We start from the raw sequence: 16,420 nt of genomic DNA, 5'->3' as shown, positions 1-16,420 counted from the left end.
CGGCGGTCATGGTCCTGTTGGTAGCAGATTGCTGGCGATCGCCCGGAACAGACTTGCCTCGGGACAGGCGGCGGCGAAGGCCAGGCGGATGCGCGAGACGGTTTCGATGACGCGGGCGCCGAGCTTGAGCAGCCTGAGCCGCAGCGTAGCGAACTCGGCGTTGCGCAGATGATGGGTCGTTGGCACCGCCTCGCGCAGGGTGAGCATCAACCAGTATGCGGCGGTGTGCAGGACAAGACGGACCTGGTTGGCAATCGGTGAGCGGCAGGAGGTTCGGTCGGATGCGAGCTGGCTCTTGTGCATCTTGATCAGGTTTTCGGCCTGGCCGCGGGCGCAGTAGATCACGTCGTAGATGTGCTCGGCGGAGCCTTTGTCGAGATTGGTGACGACGAAGCGGATGTCGAGGCCGAGGGTGGTTGCCTCGATGCGAGCGCAGGTGCGGCGTTCGGCCTTCCAGGACTTCGCCTTGTAGCGGGTCTCGGCATAGCCGCGCAGCACAGGCTTGCGCTCGAGCGCGCGGCGGGTGCGGATGTCGTCGGCGCTCTCGTCGACGAGCCGCTGCAGAACCTTGTTGCCGGGTAGGCCGAAGAGGTAGTCGATCGCATTGTTCTCGCACCAGGCCATGACTTGCGCCCGGCCGTAATGGCTGTCGCCACGGATCAGGATGCGGGTGGTCGGCCAGCGGGCGCGGATGCGGCGCACGAGACGGCGCAGATGGCCGCGGATCTCCTTGCCCGCCGGGGTCTTGCCAGGACGCAGGATCATGGCGACCGGGCGTCCTGTCGCGGCGTCGTAGATGTGGATCGGCAGGAAGCAACGCTCGTCGTAGTGGGCGTTGAAGAGCGAGAGCTGCTGATGGCCGTGAACGACATCCAGCGTATCATCGATGTCGAGCGTGACGCTTGCGGGCGGCGCGGCATAGCTCGACAGCCAGAGATCGACCAGCACCCAGCTGAGCCGGATGACGGTGCGCAGGTCAGGCAGGTTCTCCAGCCGCGAGCAGGTCGGCTGCGAGCACAGATCAATCCCGCTGTCGGGCAGCCGCCCGCAGGCGAGCTTGAAGGCCGGGTCGGTACGCAGTCGGTCGAGATCATTGGCGTCCTCGTAGCCGCACGCGATCGCAAAGATGCGGGCGCGCAGAATGTCGGCCATGGCGTGCGTCACCCGCTCTGGATCGCGCCGATCGTGGATCACCGCGGCCAGCCTGTCGGCCAGTTGCAGGCGACGCTCGGCTGCGGCCAGAAGCATGACGCCGCCATCCGAGGTGATGCGGCCGCCGTCAAACGCAGCTGTGATCTTCTTGCGTCCGACGGCTGGAAAAGACAGCGGCAGCAACGTATTCTCGGTCATGGCGGGTGTGGCTCGCGAAATGAGGTGGAAGGGTTGGCCTAAGCAACCGAATCCTACGCCAAATCAACCGCTTAAGCTACATCCGCCAGCCTCAAAAGCCCATCGTCGTGCATAAGACGGGCTAGCTTTCGACCTTGACGATCAGACAATGGAACGGCTCCAACTGAGGACGCTTTCCAGAGGTGCTCGCAGACGACGCTTAAGATTCGGCGAATGTTGCAGGTGAGAACGAGGCAGCCGAGTAATTTTCCGCAGTTCGACGCAATTCTTTCACACGCCTGTCACGCGGTCTGATTGCAGATTCGTTCCCCAATTCGGCAAGCACAGAGACCACCAGGCGGCGTCAGCGATGGGTAACCGTCGCGCTCGACGACCGCAACAGGCGCTCTATAGTCCAACTCGGGAAGCGATCAAAACTTGAAGGTACTTCAAGTGCAAATCGAACCGAAATTCTATGCTTCCCCGGGACCCTCGTTGCGTCTCTCCCGTGAGCCAAAGAACACCAGAATCGAACCAAGAACCAGCCAAATGTCGGCCAGATTGAAGATGACGAAATACCAGCCGCCTACGTGCAGACCTATAAAATCCGTCACCATCCCTATGGTCAGCTGATCGACGAGATTACCGAGCGCACCGGCTGCCATGAGACCAGCGCCAACAATGACCTGTGGCCCTTGGGCACGCGCGACCCACCACCAAAGACCAAGGATAGCCAGCACGGTTACCGTCACCAAAACCGTCAGACCTAATGTGGTGCCACCTGACAGCAGGCCGAACGTCGTGCCCTCGCTGTACCGCGGGCGCAGCGCCAAAAACGGTAATGGGTCGAGCCCGTCGGGAGATGGAAGTGACGCGCGTACCCACATCTTTGTCCCCAAGTCGAGCATCAACGCTGCGACGGAGACGATTGCCGCCGCAGTCGCGGCTGGATGGAACCGCCCCGCGGCATCTCGCTTGCTTTCTTTTCTCAAACTTTCTGCTCTCAGGTTATAAGCGGACGCCTATGGAGTGCACCCCTATTGTGAGACAGGGAAATTGCGAGACAATTCCATGCTCGTGAGTTCAAATGCGGCATTTTCCGATGGTGTCGATAAGGTCTTTTCTTATTCTTCCGGGGTGAGATAGTCGAGTGCTGAATGCAGCCGTTGCCGATTGTAGACATCTTCAATGAAGCTCGCGATACGTCGCCGGGCATCGGGTGCATCGCGATAGGCCAATCCTGCGACTTCTTCCTGCTTCAAGGTTTTCATGAAGCTTTCCGCGCGTGCGTTATCATAAGGGTTCCCCACCCGGCTCATGCTCGGCTGGATCCCATGCCCATGGAGGATATCAGAATAGCTGGTGCAAGCGTTGAACTCCTCTGTCCGAATGATGGATCAAACTGCCGGGAACCGGAACACGTGCGGAGATCGCCATTTTTAGGGCATCGACAGCAAGGCTGGCCCGCAAGTGGAGTTCGAGCGCCCATCCGATGACCTTGCGACTGAATGCATCGAGCACAACCGCCAGATAGGCGAACTGCTCGGCAAGGTGCAGTGGTGTAAGAAGCGCAGATGCGCTTCTCCTCCCCGAACCGTACTTGCACCTTTCAGCGCATACGGCTCTCCATTCAAACTTGGCCCATGGCCATAGCAACATCATTGTAGTGCGATGTAACGGTGCTGCGGGTTTCTAACCGGAAGATGTATGGATTTTCCTCCGGATTACGCCACCGGAATTGCGCCTTTGGGCTTGAGACAAGCCGTAGCAGCGCTTTGCCGACGGGTACGCCGCGTTCATTCCGACCGAACACGAGCCAGGTTTTCGCCTTGCCCGGCTCCGGGTCCCGGTACCATTTCCGCATCAAGGGTTTGATGCGAGATCGGTATTTATGTCCCATCCAATGCGCCATTTTCCAGAACACGACATGGTCGATGCGCCGGAATACATACGCCGTGAAGTCGGTGAACTTGTAGAACGCCCCCCATCCCACCAATTGGCGGTTCAGGCTGGCGATCATGTCGACCGTGCTGACACTATGATTGCCGGAAAGGCTTTCAGTAAGTTTGCGAACAAACCCCTTGGCCTTTTCCTTGGGTATCGTCGTGACGACGGACATCCGTCCGTGCGCCCCTCGCTTGCGAATGATCCGGTGCCCCAGAAAGACGAAGCCGTCATTGACGTGTGTCACATGGGTCTTTTCCATGTTCAGCGTCAACTTCAACTCCCCTTCCAGAAACGCCCGGCACTCCTCGCGGATTTCCTCTGCCTGAGCCTTGGTTCCTTTTACGAACTCGAACGACAAAATCGTCAGCGTATCGGCAATAGGCGACGGCCGGTTTCCATTGCCGGTTCTCTCGAACCGTAATGGGGCGGCCCTGCTTGATGCCGAAGTTCCATGCCCATCGGTCCTTGCGGGCCTTGTCGCTCAGATATTTCGCCTCCAACCAGCCATCAAACTCATGGAGCATGATGTTGGAAAGGAGCGGTGACAGGACGCCACCTTGCGGAACACCCTCGCTGGAGGCCGTGAACAGGCCACGATCAATGTGCCCTGCCTTCAGGAACCGCCAGAGAAGATCGACAAAACGCCCGTCCTGCACCCGTCGCCGCACACATTTGAGAAGTAGCCGGTGATGGACCGTATCAAAGTAGCTTGCCAAATCACCTTCGATGATCCAGCGGCCCCTCGTCGTGTCGGCTCCATCCTGTAGCTGTATCCTCACGGTGCGGACGGCATGATGCACGCTCCGTTCCGGCCGGAAGCCATAGGATAAACGATGGAAATCGCTCTCCCAGATCGGCTCCATGGCCATCAGCATGGCGCGTTGAACGATGCGGTCCGTCAGGGTCGGAATACCCAGTGGTCGTAGCTTGCCGTTGGATTTCGGGATATAGATGCGCTTGACCGGCTGGGGGCGATAACTCTCCTCCAACAGGCTTGTCCGCAAGTCGTCCAGATGCTGATCCAGTTTGACCTGCAGTCGTTGCTTGTCCATTCCGTCGATGCCCGGCGTTCGCGCGCCACTTGACGCCAAAACGATCCGGGCAGCCTCAGCAAGCCATTCCCGGTCGGCAATCAGCCGAAGAAGGCGATCGAACCTTCGGTTCGGATCGCTCTCGCCCATGTTGCGAGCTTGTGCTGCATTTCGCTGATTATCAAAGGTCTTCACCTCGCTTGGTCAGATAGTTTGCACTTCAAGCAGTTTGAACTGTCCCCCTTCGCCATGTGGCAGGCTTTCCCTGCCGCGGACTACTACGGGAACTCCGCCAACATGATGGACATCAGGGTCAACTCCCTTGCGATGCAGAACACCGTTGTCATTCCATCATGCCTTCCCTCGTTCATATGCTGGACGTCATGCATATTGGTGAGGCTGCCGATCGCAGTCTTTTCCCTTGCTTTCCGCAAGTCGATGCCGATGTCATGGTCTGGCTGCATTCTCCCCATAACCCTTCGCGAGCGTCCTTACATCTATGCTCACGTTCGGATGCACGCCGTCATACCTGTCCGGCGACATCATCAGCATTCCGCCTGTTAAGCCGTGTAGGCGAAGGCGACATTCCAGCCCTCAGATGCGGGTGAATCGGTTCGTGTTCCTCAACCTTCCAATACTTCAGCCTCGGGGACCATCTTGGTGTAACGGCTTCGCCTCAATCCCCTTTACCTGCGGGCTACGTCACCCTGCCAGTTGACGGCAGGTCACCGCCGCTTGGGCTCATGCCCCCTCACAGCAGGGGACAAGGCAGCTCTTAAAATCCTCCTTTCTCTTTTGCATTCCAGTCATACGCTTCCCCAACATCAGGGCGAGGCGCACAATACGTGATGTCGGCGACCCAAAGCTGGTTGACGCCTGTCAGTTCCATGCCTCTGGCAAGGTTCGGCACCACCCGCCAGCTGTGCCGGGAATCCGTAGTGCGCGGCACAAATGGCCGAGTGCGCAAACATAAGAGATTATCCTCCCCCATTACCCGCAACACACGTTTGTGGTTTACCTGCCAACCCTCGCGGCCAAGAAGGGCGCCGATCCGGCGATAGCCATAGTGCCGGTTGGCCAAGGCCAGCCTTTGAATAACATCTCGCAGACCAGTTTCTTCCTGACGCGGCGCCGACTGTCGCCAGTGCCGATAGTATCCAGCCCTGCTGACACCGGCGCGACGGCACATCTGTTCAATTCCTGGAGAGCCTTGCGGCACATGGGCTGTCATTTTTTGAATGACTTCGAAGACGCTGCACCGCCAGGTGCGTCTTTCTGCTGTTGACTGCCCCTGACATGCCGCAAGGCTTCTTGAAAAAAAAATCAAGTTCAACCTGTTGCTGCCCAATCTTGCGTTCAAGTTCGACAATGCGGCGACGGGCTTTTGTCAACCCATCGGCACGACGCTGTTCAGCCGACAGTGCAAAAACTGCCGCCAAGGCTTGCCGATCTGGTGGTGCCTCGGGAGGCCGCTTCTTTGGACGCCCCTGTCGGCTCGGCGTTAGATTGCCACACACCCGCAACTGTTCACGCCAGGCATATAAGCGTTGGCGGTGAATACCCAGTTCATCAGCCAGCCGGCTGACGTTCTCCCCGCTTTGCATCCGTAGGAGCATGGAGAGTTTCTCTTCTTCGCCAAATCTCGGCTTTTTTCCAACCATTTCCAGTCCCTGCAATCCAGAAACTGTCCGCTATTTATTTGTCTCAGTCGAGGGGTGCACTCCACTGGTCGAGACCGCCATAGGGCGATACAAGTCCACCATCGGGCGGCGTTTGCGGGCACGGTCGCTTCCCGTTCAGCAGACCGAAGTCGCCATCGGCTGCGCCGTCCTCAACCGCATGCTTGCCTGCGCACGCCCGAAATCCGCCCGCCGCAAGGCGGCCACGGCATAGTCTGCCGCTTCAAAGATCGACATCCGCTCAAGTCCGGACCCATGCACCAACGCCCATCTATGATAGATTTTATCGCAGAGACGCCTAGATATTCTCCGGCAGGTAGATGTCGAAGGGCAGGAAGGTCTGTCCCGGCGCGTTGGCGGCGCCGTCCTTGATGGTATGCGCCATGAGATCGACGAGATCGCTGCCCAGCCGCGCCAGCGGCGTTGCGAGCACCATGGTGAGGATGTTGTTGGCGAGTGCAGCGCGCGACTCAGGCGTTATCTCGTTGCAGATCATGACCGGAGGCTGGGCAGGCATGGCCATTCTCACCGCCGTGATAGCTCCCTCCATGCCGCCCCCGGCTATGTAGCACCCGACGAGATCGGGATGCCTCTCGAGCAGGTCGAGCATTGCATCGTGGGTCAAATCGGCCGTCTCGAGATTGACCAGCGTCTCAAGTACTATGAAGTCCGGTGCGTGTTCCCGGAAGTAGGCGCGCACGCCGATCTCGCGCAACTCTTGGCCGTGAAAGCGGTGGCTGCCGACAAACACCGCGACCTTGCCGGGCCGCCTAGCGCACTTCGCGATCATCCACGCGGCGGTGCGTCCTACCTTGCGGTTGTCGAGGCCCACATAGCCCTCCCGTACGCCGGAGGCGCAATCGGACAGGAGCGAAAACACCGGAATACCGCGGGCCTTCAAGCTCTCCACGGCGACCGTGACCGTTGGATGATCGGGGCTGACCAACGCGACGGCGTTCGTTTTCGCTGCAAGTTTCTCCAGATGGACGACGATGTCCTCGGGAGCCTGGCTCGACCAGAAATCAATGACCGCAACGCCGCGGAACCGCGACGCATGGGTCGTCGCGGCCTCCAACTCGCGCGCGAACTCCTGATAGAAATGCTGCTCGGGCTTCTGCAGAAGAAAGCCCAGCCGGTATTCCGGGAGATCCTGGCGGATCCGCTGCTTGATCAGGGGCGCGGCATGGTAGCCGATGACGGTCGCCGCCTCATAGACCCGCTGCGCCGTCTCCTCGCGCACCGGAAGGCGGCTGTTCAAAACCCTGTCGACCGTCGCCACGCTGACCCCGGATGCCCGAGCCAAATCCGAAACCGTTGGTCGCTTGGCCAAGGCTAGCCTCCTTTGAAGGTTTCGAAGGAATGATAGTAGATGATAGAAAAATTGCAAGCGCTGTTGAGGTAAATGATTGAATATGGTAGTTCTGTTGCATGACGGTTTGTCAGCCTTGGTCCTGGCCTGAAAAAGGAAAAAGGAAGATCGTGATGAGCGCAACTGCCGCAGCCGACGACTATAGGCAGACGAAACGCGACTACAGTCTGATAGGTCGCTACGCGCAGCGCGCCGTCGAGCAAATCAAGCACCACAGGTTCCCGATGGTGCCGTACCACGCGCTGCTGAAGCTGAACGGTTTGGTCAAGCACGACCAGCCGTCGCCGTCCATCACCGGCAACCGCGAAATGATCCCGGCCTTCCTGCGCCAGTTGCGCAACGAGGACTACTTCGTCAAGCGCGAGCTGCCGCCAACGGCGCGGCCGTATCGCGAAGAGTTCCACGCCGAAACCAAGGTTGCCGCGGAACAACAGCCTCCCAAGGCTACGGAGGCGGCGGCCCGCCGCCGCCTCCGACTTCGACCAGACAAGATCCACGGAGATGAAAGTGACGGATTGGATCGAGGCCTGCGGCGCCGGCCGCGGACAGACATCTGCTTTTGGCGAGCGGCATCGGTCCCGGCAACGCCGTGGCCCGCGACATTCGCCTGGCCGACATGCTGATCGCGAGGCGGGCGCGGCCGGACCCTCGGAACTGATGTCGCCCGACGTGAAACTCAAGACGTTGCTGGCGTCATGATCGCGCAAAATGGGAGGTGCAGCCGATGAGCAGGAAGAGACCCACGGTAGCGCATATCCGCGCCTTGAAAGGCAAGTATCAGTTCACGATGATCCGCGTGGAGACGCTGGACGAGTTGGAGGCTTCCGAGAAGGCCGGCGTCGACATGGTTTCGGTGCCGCCTGAGATGATGGTTCTTCCGCATTTCCGCGAGGTTGCGCCGAGCCTGTTTGCGGTGCCGGGCGTCAATTTCTTCGAGGTCGGCACGGCGGACGATTTTGTGCGCTGGGCTTTCGCGCTCTACAAGGCGAGCGCCGACGCCGTCTATTGCAGCGCCAGCCTGGCGACCGTGAAGCGGCTCTCCGACGAGGCCATTCCGGTGATCGGCCATGTCGGGTTGATCCCATCGCGGGCCACCTGGACGGATGGATAGCCGCAGACATGCGTTTCAAAGGGCTTGATCTGAACCTTCTCGTCGTGCTCGACGCCCTGCTGGCCGAGCGCAATCTCTCGGCGGCGGCACGCCGCATCAACCTCAGTCAGCCGGCCATGAGTGCGGCCGTCGCCCGGCTGCGCGATTTTTTCGGCGATGAACTGTTCAGCATGAGCGGCCGAGAACGTATTCTGACATCACGTGCAGCAGCACTTGGCCCCGCAGTCCGCGAGACTCTCCTAAACATCCAGTCCTCGATTATGTCGTCGGATCCGTTTGACCCTGCTCGATCCGATCGCCGCTTCAGGATCATTATTTCCGATTTCGCCACGCTCGTGTTTTTTGAAACGGTCGTGGAGCGTGTTGCCCGGGAAGCCCCCGCCGTCACATTCGAATTGATGCCTCTCCACGGCAGCCCCGATGAGGTCCTCCGGCGTGGTGAGGTCGATTTTTTGATCACTCCGGATGTGTTCATGTCGAACGCGCATCCAAGAGTGGCGCTTTTCCACGAGAGGCTCGTATGCGTAGGCTGTCCCACGAACAAGCAGCTGCCACGGCACCTTACATTCGAGAGATACATGTCGATGAGGCACGTCTGCGTCAGGTTCGAACGTTTGCTGAAGCCCTCCATCGAGGAAGGGTTCTTGCTTGAGCATGGTCTTAAAAGACGTGTCGAAGTCGTCGTGCAGAGCTTCAGCATGATCCCGCCCATGGTGTCCGGCACAGCTCGTATAGCGACCGTGCCCCTCCGGCTGGTCAGGCATTTCGAAAACACGTTTCCCCTTCAGGTTGTCGAACTTCCGCTGCCGCTTCCCGGTTTCACCGAAGCCGCCCAGTGGCCGGCTCTCCACAATAGCGATCCGGCAAGCATCTGGATGCGAGAGATAATGATGCAGGAGGCATCTCGGCCAGAGCTATGACGGAATTTGGGTGACTGGGTTGATCAAGCGGCGCTTTGCGGCGTTGGTGCATGGGTGCGGACGGTGGTGTCACATTGATTGAGCCGTAAGGAAATTGAGGTAGCAGCGGGGGGCAGAAATGCTGCGGGATCAGCTCCGTCTGATCGAAGGCGGCAATCCCGCCGCGGCAGGCGGGACATCGATCCCGAAGGCCGCAACCGTGCACGAAGCAGAAAAGACGCGATGCCAGTCGCCACTGCCGACGAAAATACAGAGCCTCGTCGTCGGCGAGGCAAAAGGGGAATACTGAATCCAGGTCGAACGGTTGCGCTTCGCCCTTTCGCGCAGCGGCAGCAAGAGCGGTGGCAGAGCCCGACCAGCCATTGCCACCGCCAAGATTGTTTCCCGCGAAACGCCTGTCTGGCGGCCGAGCAGAGTTTTCGTCGAGGGCTTCGAGAGGCCTTTTGGTGAGGTGATCATTGTACGTTTTCCCTTTGGTTCCTCACGTCCTATTACTGCCCATGTGAGCTTCGACAGCTTGTTCGCGACGTGCTGGGAACGGCGGAGCGACCAGCGTTATTCAGCCGCCGTCAGCCTCGCCAAGGCCTGCTCCCGCCGACGAACGGCCGGATCGTTCATGAAATCCGTCCTCCTTCGAGGTTCGCTGCCCTCGGCGCCTGCTGATCTTTTCGCGGAACCAGTACCCGTCGGGAATTCGTGCGTTAATCATACCTCTCCTTCCGCCCTGCTTTCACAAGGATATGCGCCCGCCGTATCAAGATATGCCGGAAACGTGACGACAAAGCAGGCGCCGCCGTCGGATGGCGATTCGTGGTGCACGGTTGCGCCGTGACGCAAGGCGATCTTGCGCACCAGCGATAGGCCGAGGCCCCAGCCGCCGGCCGTCTCGCTGCGGCCCTGTGGCCGGAAGAAGGGCTCGAAGACGCGCTCACCGGTTCCTTCCGGCAGGCCCGGCCCGTGATCGCACACCTTGAGCACCACCGAGCCGCCTTCGATCCCCACATGCGCGCTAACCGTGCCACCGCCGCCACCTCGTCGCTGCCGCGCACGGCGACGCGCTTGTCGAGAGCGCCTGCGCCCCAGCGATCGACGCCCTGGCGCATTGCTTCAAGGCGGCGTGTGAGATGACGCACGACTGGAAAGGCGGCAAGCCCTATCACCGCGGCGATCAGCGCGAGAAAGCCTGCCTGGCCGAGCGGCATTCTCAGCCGCGCCGCGATCACACTTCCGTCCAGCTGCCGGCTGATCAGCAGGTAATGCCCGCCGGGGAGGATCCTACGCGGGGATCCGAACTTGATCGGCCGGCCGATCTCTGCAACCAGCCCCCTTGCGGGCCGAAGACGGAGATGTCGGCATTGAAGGCCGCCGAAACCCGCTCGGCCGTCGCCTGCAGCAGAGCGGGGTCGGAGTCCGCCGGCGGCATCGCCGCGAAGGCGTCGCACGCGGCATGGTCGCGTTCCCGGCTCATGTGCAGGAAGGTCGCGCTGGCGATCGCCACCGCAAGGCGGCCACGGCATAGTCTGCCGCTTCAAAGATCGACATCCGCTCAAGTCCGGATCCATGCACCAACGCTGATACATTAGCGAAACCGACTAGAAGTGGTAGCTACTATTGCCTATAATTAAATCAACTTGATTTGTTTTCTGCGGAAAGTTTGTTGGCAACGCGCACATGACCCTCAGGAAAGCCATCGCTGGCACCAATCTCGAACAGGCCAAGTCCCACAATCGCCGCGTGGTGATCGAAGCGATCAGGACCAACGGCGCATTGTCGCGGGCGGCGATCGCGCGCCTGACGGCGCTGAGCACGCAGACCATCTCCAACATTGTCGAGGAATTCGAGCGCGAACAGCTGCTTCGCGCGCAGGCCACGCTGAAGGGCGCCCGCGGCCAGCCGGCGGTGCCCTATTCGATCAATCCCGACGGTGGCTATTCGATCGGCCTGCAGTTCGACCATCAGCTGGCGGTCGGCGTCATCACAGATCTCTCGGGCACGGTTCGCGCCCGCATCGAGCGCCCGGTCGATCGGCCGACGCCGGCGCAGGCGATGCCCTTGCTGGCCGCGATAGCCGGCGACCTGATGCGCAAGTTTCGTTTCGACCGCAACCGCCTGCTTGGCATCGGCATGGCGATGCCGGGCCCGTTCGACGTCGAGGGCATGACCTCGGTGGGGCCGACCGCGCTGCCCGGCTGGCAGGATTTCCCTATCGCCGAAGAATTGCAGCGGTTGACCGGCATTCCAGTGACGGTCGAGAACGACGCCACCGCAGCGGCCATCGGCGAGCGGCTCTATGGCGTTGCCCGCAACCTCGGCAGCTTCGTCTATCTGTTCATCGGCACCGGCCTTGGCGCCGGCTTGTTCCTGGACGGCCATCTCTACAAGGGCAGCGGCCACAATGCCGGCGAGATCGGCCACATGATCGTCAGGCCCGGCGGCCTCGAATGCGGCTGCGGCAAGCGCGGCTGTCTTGAGCGCTACGTCTCGTTGCGCGCCGCCTATGAGTGCCTGGATATCCCCGATCCCGATCATGCCTCGCCGGAATTGCTGGAAGCGTTGCTGGCCAATGGCGACAGTCTGGAAGCATGGGTCGCCCAGGCAATCGATCCGCTGCGCCAGGCGATCAACATGCTCGAACTCGCGCTCGATCCCGAAACCGTGGTCCTCGGCGGCTTCATGCCGGTGGGTGTCATCGAGCTTCTGGCGAGCCGGCTCGACCCCCTGTACCTGTCGGTCAGCTCGACCAGCGCCCGCACCGTGCCGCGGGTCCTTGTCGGCGCCGCCGGCAAGGACACTTCGGTTCTGGGCGCCGCAGCACTGCCGATCTTCTCCGAAACCAACCCGCAATTCGACGTTCTGCAAAAACCGCATTCCGGCTGAGTCTCTACGTCGCCCCGCAGAGCACCGGCATCAGCCCGGCCAGCGCCTTGAACCGCTCCCAGGATTTTTGCTCCGGCTGCGTCCAGCCGGTTTCCGCGAGCGCCGAGATGCGGGGAAACACCAGCCGGTCGAAGACGGCGCGATCGGTCATCGGCTCCGACCAGATACAGCACTGCACGCCGAGCAGTTTCGTCTTCTGCGTATCCGTCCAGCCCTCGACAGGATCGAAGCCGTCCAGCTTTTCCGGATCGGACCAGCCGGCCCAGGCCGCACCCGGTTCCGACCAGGCCGGGCTGTTGGCCATGTCGAGATAATAGACCTGGCCGGGGCACACCACCATCGCGTAGCCCTCGCCCGCAAGTGCCGCTGAAGCTTCGACCGTTCGCCAGCCGCAGAGGTAGCTTTTGTGCTTGTCGATGACGGGCTTTTCGGCACGCCGTTCAATTCGATCATCACCGTGGTCACGGTGGCGTTGCTGGGCTGGATCGCACCGCCGCTGCTGCGCTGGAGCATCCTCGACGCGACATGGACGGGAACGTAGGCCGACTGTGCGCTCGCCACCGGCGCATGCTGGGCGTTCGTCGGGGCAAAGTCCGCTTCACCCTGTTCGCCTTCTACCCGCCGCCGCTGCAGTGGCGCCGCTGAGCGGGGTCGGGACAAGAGCAGTGCGAAATCGTACGCGGCCTTTATCAACCAAAGACAGCTACGGCTGATTTTGATGATGATGCCGCCATACGGGCTTCGGCGCATCTGACGACCCGTGGCGGTGCGAAAAACATTCGTCAATTGCAGCGCAGGCGGCACGCGCGACCACAGGGTTCGCACGCCTGCGCGAACGAGGGCATGGCGTTCGCTCTCCTCAGTGACGCCTGGCATCGAGACACTACCTTCCGTGTGCCGGATCATTTCGGCGGAGGCCCAAAGGATAGCCGGATTGACGTAAGTTCGGAGCCGCGCTGGGGACAGTTCGATTACGACCAGTCGCTTCAAAATGCCGATATGCGGGGCGGTGATCCCGATGCCGGGCGCCGCGTGCATGGTGTCCGCCAGGTCGATGGCGAGGTTCCGCAAATCGTCATCGAAGTCTGTTACGGGCTCGGCGACAGCTCGAAGGCGACGGTCGGGAAATCTTAACGATCGGCCGGACCGTCACATGTCACTCCTTCGCCCAGCGATCATCGTGTCGGAAGTCAGGTGATCTTCAGGCCGATCTTGCGGCGTTTCGCCGGTGCTGGCGCCGGGGGGAACTACGGGCTCAGGTACGGCTCCCTTTTTTCCTAGGCCGCTTGCCTTCGCCAGTTGAGACCGCGCTGCCGTGTAGTTAGGGGCAACCATCGGGTAGTCCGCAGGCAAGCCCCACTTTGCGCGGTATTCATCCGGCGTCATATTGTATTGTAGTGAGTACCGATGTGGCGCCTAAGCGATTTGAATTTCCTGCCGTCTTCCAGGCAGATGATGAAATCTGGCGTCACCGAGTTCTTGATCGGGACCGCTGGCGCGCCCCTTTCTTCCGGCTGTGCCGCCGGTGCTTCCCGCAGCTTGCTGACCGCTGCATAGGTATCGGCAGCCACGCGGCCGAGTTCGGACGTGCGAAGTGGATTGTTGCTGACATACGCGGCAACGATGTTCGCGGTCAGCTCCAGGAGCTCAGTTTCGGGCGCAGCAATCTCTTCAGGCATTTGCGAATTCTCACGCTATTTCGTTCTTTGCGATCCCCACCGCGATCTCGCTACAGGAAACTTGGCCGGCCGTACAGGACCGGAAGCCGTCGGTGACGATCCGCATTGTCTGTGCGGACGAGGGATTGCGCGTTATTCGCACTGGCGCCCATGGCAGGTTCCAACCCCGCTCCTATCGGCTCATTTCCCTTGGTCCAATCCCGACCTTTCCGATCAACCCGCAAGGGGTCCGCTACGCGAGCGTGCGGCCTTGAGGCTGACGCCTGAGCGGTGATCGCGGTCCGTCCCGAACCCGACGGGCGCCTGTCGAGCGGGGAATTGGTTCCCGCCAGAACGGGAGCCAGACCATGTCGCACAATCTCAGCCTCTCGCAGTCCCACGCGTTCCAGCTTGCCCGCACCCTGATGGTCCCGGTGACGCTATTCCAGGTCGACGGCGAATACGGCGTCCTGCCGAGCGACGAACTCGACGACGCCGACGTCATCGTCCTCCACGAATACGACCCCTACCAGTTCGGCCCGGCTCATTGAGCCGGGTTCGCCCGGGCGGGCATTTGCCGCTTGCGAGCGGCGGCCGCAAGGGAGGCTGCGCCGCGGCTGGCTATGCCGTGGCGCTACCGCGCCCTGATTTGATTCATCACGTACCAGCCGCGCCCTTGCCCCCTTCGCTCTTCGCGGCGGGCGAGGATGGTTCCGCAGAGGCTGCGGAAAGGAAAGGCAATCGAGGAAAGGGCCGGGGAGTGTGAAGGCGATCCGGCGGAACAACGATGGAAAAGAGAGACGTCGAGGAATTGAGGGATCGCGTGCTCTGCGCGGCCGTGCTGGAGCAGGCCGGTTTCGCGATCGATCAGAAGGAAAGCACGCGCCGGGCGGTCAAATACCGGCGCGGTGACGATATCATTATCGTCATCCACGATGGCAAGGGCTGGTTCGATCCGCTGTCCGACGCTAAAGGCGACGTGTTTTCGCTCGTGGCGCATCTCGACGACATCGGGTTCGCGGAGGTGCTGCAGCGGGTTTCGGAACTGGTCGGCTTCGTGCCGAGCGAACCAGTCTGGACGCGCCAGCCCCGCGACCACGCGCCGGACATCGGCGTCCCCGAGCGCTGGCGTTTTCGGCGCAAGCCCTGGCGAGGCTCCATGACCGGGCGGTATCTGCGCAACGAGCGGGACCTCCCGGAATCCGTCATCCGGGCGGCGATGCGGCAGGATCGGCTTCGCGAGGGACCGCGCGGCAGTGTATGGGCCGCTCATGTCGACGACGACGGTGTCGTCACCGGCTGGGAAGAACGCGGACCGGAATGGCGCGGATTCGCCACCGGCGGTGGGAAGGTATTGTTCCGCTTGGGGCCACGCGAGGCCATTCGCTTCTGCGTTACGGAGGCGGCGATCGACGCGATGAGCCTTGCCGCGATCGAAAGCCTGCGGCCCGACAGCCTCTATCTGAGCACCGGCGGCGGATGGGCGCCCGCGACCGAGACGGCCATACGGACGCTTGCGACCCGCCCGAATACGCAGCTTGTCGCCGCGACCGACAACAATGTGCAGGGCGAAGCCTATGCCGAACGCATCGAGGCGATCGCCGTCGCGGCGGCATGCGGCTTTGCGCGGTTGCGGCCGGTCACGGAAGACTGGAACGACGATCTGCAGGCGATGATGAAAGAAGAAGAGGAACGGAGAGGGAAGAAAAAACCCAACTGCCGCATGCCGCCTGCCGCGTCAAGGGTGAAGCTTCGCCCGCTGCGCGGCCCTTGACCCGGCCGGACGGAGAGGCGGCCGCGGGGGAGGGGTCATGAAGGGCTGAATTGACGGCGAAATCGGAAGGATGAGCCGCGCTCCAGCCCGACCAGGCTGAAAGGAGCCCGCCATGCACCCCGTATCCCAGATCAGAAAGGTCTTTCAGGGCGTCGCCGACCGGCGCCAGATATTCCGCATGTTCGACCGTCGCGCGCAGCGGCCTAACCGCTGGGACGCCGACGCGAGCGCGCTCTATGCCGGCGAATGGTTCGAGACCGGCCAGGCAGACCACGACTATATGTTCGAGATCCTGCCGCCACTCTGGATGCGCGGCGACATGTTCGCGATGCGCCAATTCCTGACCGGTAGTGTCACCAGCGTCTTCTTCGCGCTGACGATCGACAGCCAGCTCCGTCATTTCCACGGCTATTGCGACATTTCCGACAGGGGCTCACCCGAGCGGATGCGTGCCGCGATCGTCGACCGGGAATCGCGGCCGGTGAAGGCAATGACGCGGACCGAGCGCCGCAAACACATCTGGAGCGCGACCCATGATGATTATCGCGGCTATGCCGGTGACCGCTGGCCGGAGCCTGCACGTGGCAAGCGGACCATCACCGTCTACGGCGGCAGCCGGGGCACGACGTTGAAGCTGCTCAACGATCTCACCGACGAAGAGATCTCGGCCAAGCTTCCGGTGCATCTGTGCTACCTCCCCGACGCGATCGCGTAGTGAGGGGGCG

The 16,420-nt window shown here is 61.5% G+C and carries 16 protein-coding genes and 9 pseudogenes; 11 read left to right on the top strand and 14 right to left on the bottom strand.

Annotation, left to right across the window (positions count from 1 at the left end):
- Nucleotides 1-6: 6 nt before the first annotated feature.
- From DBIPINDM_RS04055 to DBIPINDM_RS04030, 7 genes and pseudogenes are all read right to left on the bottom strand, one after another.
- Nucleotides 7-1,350, bottom strand: a complete 1,344-nt coding sequence (locus DBIPINDM_RS04055; RefSeq protein WP_258580818.1) for an IS1380 family transposase — start codon at nucleotides 1,348-1,350, stop codon at nucleotides 7-9.
- 452 nt (nucleotides 1,351-1,802) lie between these two features.
- Nucleotides 1,803-2,321 carry a signal peptidase II gene (locus tag DBIPINDM_RS04050; RefSeq protein WP_258580838.1) on the bottom strand — a complete coding sequence of 173 codons (519 nt, stop codon included), beginning with the start codon at nucleotides 2,319-2,321 and terminating at the stop codon, nucleotides 1,803-1,805.
- A gap of 132 nt (nucleotides 2,322-2,453) precedes the next feature.
- Nucleotides 2,454-2,648, bottom strand: a complete 195-nt coding sequence (locus DBIPINDM_RS04045) for an integrase core domain-containing protein (protein ID WP_258580837.1) — start codon at nucleotides 2,646-2,648, stop codon at nucleotides 2,454-2,456.
- Nucleotides 2,649-2,679: 31 nt separating this feature from the next.
- Nucleotides 2,680-2,988 (bottom strand): DDE-type integrase/transposase/recombinase, encoded by a 309-nt coding sequence (locus DBIPINDM_RS43575; protein WP_416361681.1) that lies wholly within the window; start codon nucleotides 2,986-2,988, stop codon nucleotides 2,680-2,682.
- Nucleotides 2,960-4,492: pseudogene (gene ltrA, locus DBIPINDM_RS04040) on the bottom strand (group II intron reverse transcriptase/maturase). The gene DBIPINDM_RS43575 and the pseudogene ltrA overlap by 29 nt, the downstream one beginning before the upstream one ends.
- Before the next feature lie 590 nt (nucleotides 4,493-5,082).
- A complete protein-coding gene (locus DBIPINDM_RS04035) occupies nucleotides 5,083-5,496 on the bottom strand; it encodes an IS3 family transposase (RefSeq protein WP_258580836.1) in 414 nt (137 codons plus the stop codon).
- A gap of 4 nt (nucleotides 5,497-5,500) precedes the next feature.
- Nucleotides 5,501-5,983 (bottom strand): transposase, encoded by a 483-nt coding sequence (locus DBIPINDM_RS04030; RefSeq protein ID WP_258580835.1) that lies wholly within the window; start codon nucleotides 5,981-5,983, stop codon nucleotides 5,501-5,503.
- A gap of 37 nt (nucleotides 5,984-6,020) precedes the next feature.
- On the opposite strand from DBIPINDM_RS04030, the pseudogene DBIPINDM_RS04025 reads away from it, so the two are divergent.
- Nucleotides 6,021-6,200 (top strand): annotated as a pseudogene (locus DBIPINDM_RS04025) (IS5/IS1182 family transposase); the annotation flags it as partial.
- Between the two features lie 84 nt (nucleotides 6,201-6,284).
- Here DBIPINDM_RS04025 and DBIPINDM_RS04020 read toward each other — a convergent pair.
- Nucleotides 6,285-7,316 carry a LacI family DNA-binding transcriptional regulator gene (locus DBIPINDM_RS04020; RefSeq protein WP_258580834.1) on the bottom strand — a complete coding sequence of 344 codons (1,032 nt, stop codon included), beginning with the start codon at nucleotides 7,314-7,316 and terminating at the stop codon, nucleotides 6,285-6,287.
- A 242-nt stretch (nucleotides 7,317-7,558) separates the two neighbouring features.
- On the opposite strand from DBIPINDM_RS04020, the pseudogene DBIPINDM_RS04015 reads away from it, so the two are divergent.
- The 5 genes and pseudogenes from DBIPINDM_RS04015 to DBIPINDM_RS03995 all read left to right on the top strand — a co-directional run.
- Nucleotides 7,559-7,783, top strand: a pseudogene (locus DBIPINDM_RS04015) (fatty acid desaturase); the annotation flags it as partial.
- Between the two features lie 113 nt (nucleotides 7,784-7,896).
- Nucleotides 7,897-8,054: pseudogene (locus DBIPINDM_RS04010) on the top strand (ferredoxin reductase); the annotation flags it as partial.
- Nucleotides 8,055-8,079: 25 nt separating this feature from the next.
- Nucleotides 8,080-8,463, top strand: a pseudogene (locus DBIPINDM_RS04005) (3-methyl-2-oxobutanoate hydroxymethyltransferase); the annotation flags it as partial.
- Between the two features lie 11 nt (nucleotides 8,464-8,474).
- Nucleotides 8,475-9,386 carry a LysR family transcriptional regulator gene (locus DBIPINDM_RS04000; RefSeq protein ID WP_258580833.1) on the top strand — a complete coding sequence of 304 codons (912 nt, stop codon included), beginning with the start codon at nucleotides 8,475-8,477 and terminating at the stop codon, nucleotides 9,384-9,386.
- A gap of 118 nt (nucleotides 9,387-9,504) precedes the next feature.
- The gene (locus tag DBIPINDM_RS03995) at nucleotides 9,505-9,675 is read left to right on the top strand and encodes a hypothetical protein (RefSeq protein ID WP_258580832.1); all 171 of its coding nucleotides are present in this window, start codon (nucleotides 9,505-9,507) and stop codon (nucleotides 9,673-9,675) included.
- A 416-nt stretch (nucleotides 9,676-10,091) separates the two neighbouring features.
- Here DBIPINDM_RS03995 and DBIPINDM_RS03990 read toward each other — a convergent pair whose 3' ends face one another.
- Nucleotides 10,092-10,388 (bottom strand): sensor histidine kinase, encoded by a 297-nt coding sequence (locus tag DBIPINDM_RS03990; protein ID WP_258580831.1) that lies wholly within the window; start codon nucleotides 10,386-10,388, stop codon nucleotides 10,092-10,094.
- Between the two features lie 244 nt (nucleotides 10,389-10,632).
- Complete coding sequence (locus DBIPINDM_RS03985; RefSeq protein WP_258580830.1) at nucleotides 10,633-10,884, bottom strand: hypothetical protein; 252 nt, start codon at nucleotides 10,882-10,884, stop codon at nucleotides 10,633-10,635.
- Between the two features lie 173 nt (nucleotides 10,885-11,057).
- Here DBIPINDM_RS03985 and DBIPINDM_RS03980 point away from each other — a divergent pair, with 173 nt between their 5' ends.
- Entirely contained in the window at nucleotides 11,058-12,263 is a 1,206-nt protein-coding gene (locus DBIPINDM_RS03980; RefSeq protein ID WP_258580829.1) for an ROK family transcriptional regulator, read from the top strand.
- A 4-nt stretch (nucleotides 12,264-12,267) separates the two neighbouring features.
- Here the strand turns inward: DBIPINDM_RS03980 and DBIPINDM_RS03975 are convergent.
- A pseudogene (locus tag DBIPINDM_RS03975) lies at nucleotides 12,268-12,690 on the bottom strand (family 20 glycosylhydrolase); the annotation flags it as partial.
- On the opposite strand from DBIPINDM_RS03975, the gene DBIPINDM_RS03970 reads away from it, so the two are divergent.
- Entirely contained in the window at nucleotides 12,670-12,804 is a 135-nt protein-coding gene (locus DBIPINDM_RS03970; protein WP_258580828.1) for a hypothetical protein, read from the top strand. The pseudogene DBIPINDM_RS03975 and the gene DBIPINDM_RS03970 overlap by 21 nt on opposite strands.
- A 148-nt stretch (nucleotides 12,805-12,952) precedes the next feature.
- Here the strand turns inward: DBIPINDM_RS03970 and DBIPINDM_RS03965 are convergent.
- The 3 pseudogenes from DBIPINDM_RS03965 to DBIPINDM_RS03955 form a co-directional block, all read right to left on the bottom strand.
- Nucleotides 12,953-13,088 (bottom strand): annotated as a pseudogene (locus DBIPINDM_RS03965) (IS1595 family transposase); the annotation flags it as partial.
- 6 nt (nucleotides 13,089-13,094) lie between these two features.
- Nucleotides 13,095-13,416 (bottom strand): annotated as a pseudogene (locus tag DBIPINDM_RS03960) (peptide deformylase); the annotation flags it as partial.
- A pseudogene (locus tag DBIPINDM_RS03955) lies at nucleotides 13,413-13,942 on the bottom strand (MucR family transcriptional regulator). The pseudogenes DBIPINDM_RS03960 and DBIPINDM_RS03955, both read right to left, overlap by 4 nt.
- 347 nt (nucleotides 13,943-14,289) lie before the next feature.
- Here DBIPINDM_RS03955 and DBIPINDM_RS03950 point away from each other — a divergent pair.
- The 3 genes from DBIPINDM_RS03950 to DBIPINDM_RS03940 all read left to right on the top strand — a co-directional run bounded on the left by DBIPINDM_RS03950 (nucleotide 14,290) and on the right by DBIPINDM_RS03940 (nucleotide 16,410).
- Entirely contained in the window at nucleotides 14,290-14,472 is a 183-nt protein-coding gene (locus DBIPINDM_RS03950) for a hypothetical protein (RefSeq protein WP_258580827.1), read from the top strand.
- Nucleotides 14,473-14,708: 236 nt separating this feature from the next.
- Nucleotides 14,709-15,695, top strand: a complete 987-nt coding sequence (locus tag DBIPINDM_RS03945) for a DUF3991 and toprim domain-containing protein (RefSeq protein WP_258580826.1) — start codon at nucleotides 14,709-14,711, stop codon at nucleotides 15,693-15,695.
- 112 nt (nucleotides 15,696-15,807) lie between these two features.
- On the top strand, nucleotides 15,808-16,410 hold the full coding sequence (locus DBIPINDM_RS03940; RefSeq protein WP_258580825.1) for a DUF1419 domain-containing protein: 603 nt from the start codon (nucleotides 15,808-15,810) through the stop codon (nucleotides 16,408-16,410).
- Nucleotides 16,411-16,420 lie beyond the last annotated feature (10 nt).

The organism is Mesorhizobium sp. AR02, assembly GCF_024746835.1.
Lineage (GTDB): Bacteria > Pseudomonadota > Alphaproteobacteria > Rhizobiales > Rhizobiaceae > Mesorhizobium.
The sequence above is the reverse complement of the archived record's forward strand: the minus strand, read 5'-3'. Positions and strand labels throughout refer to the sequence as shown.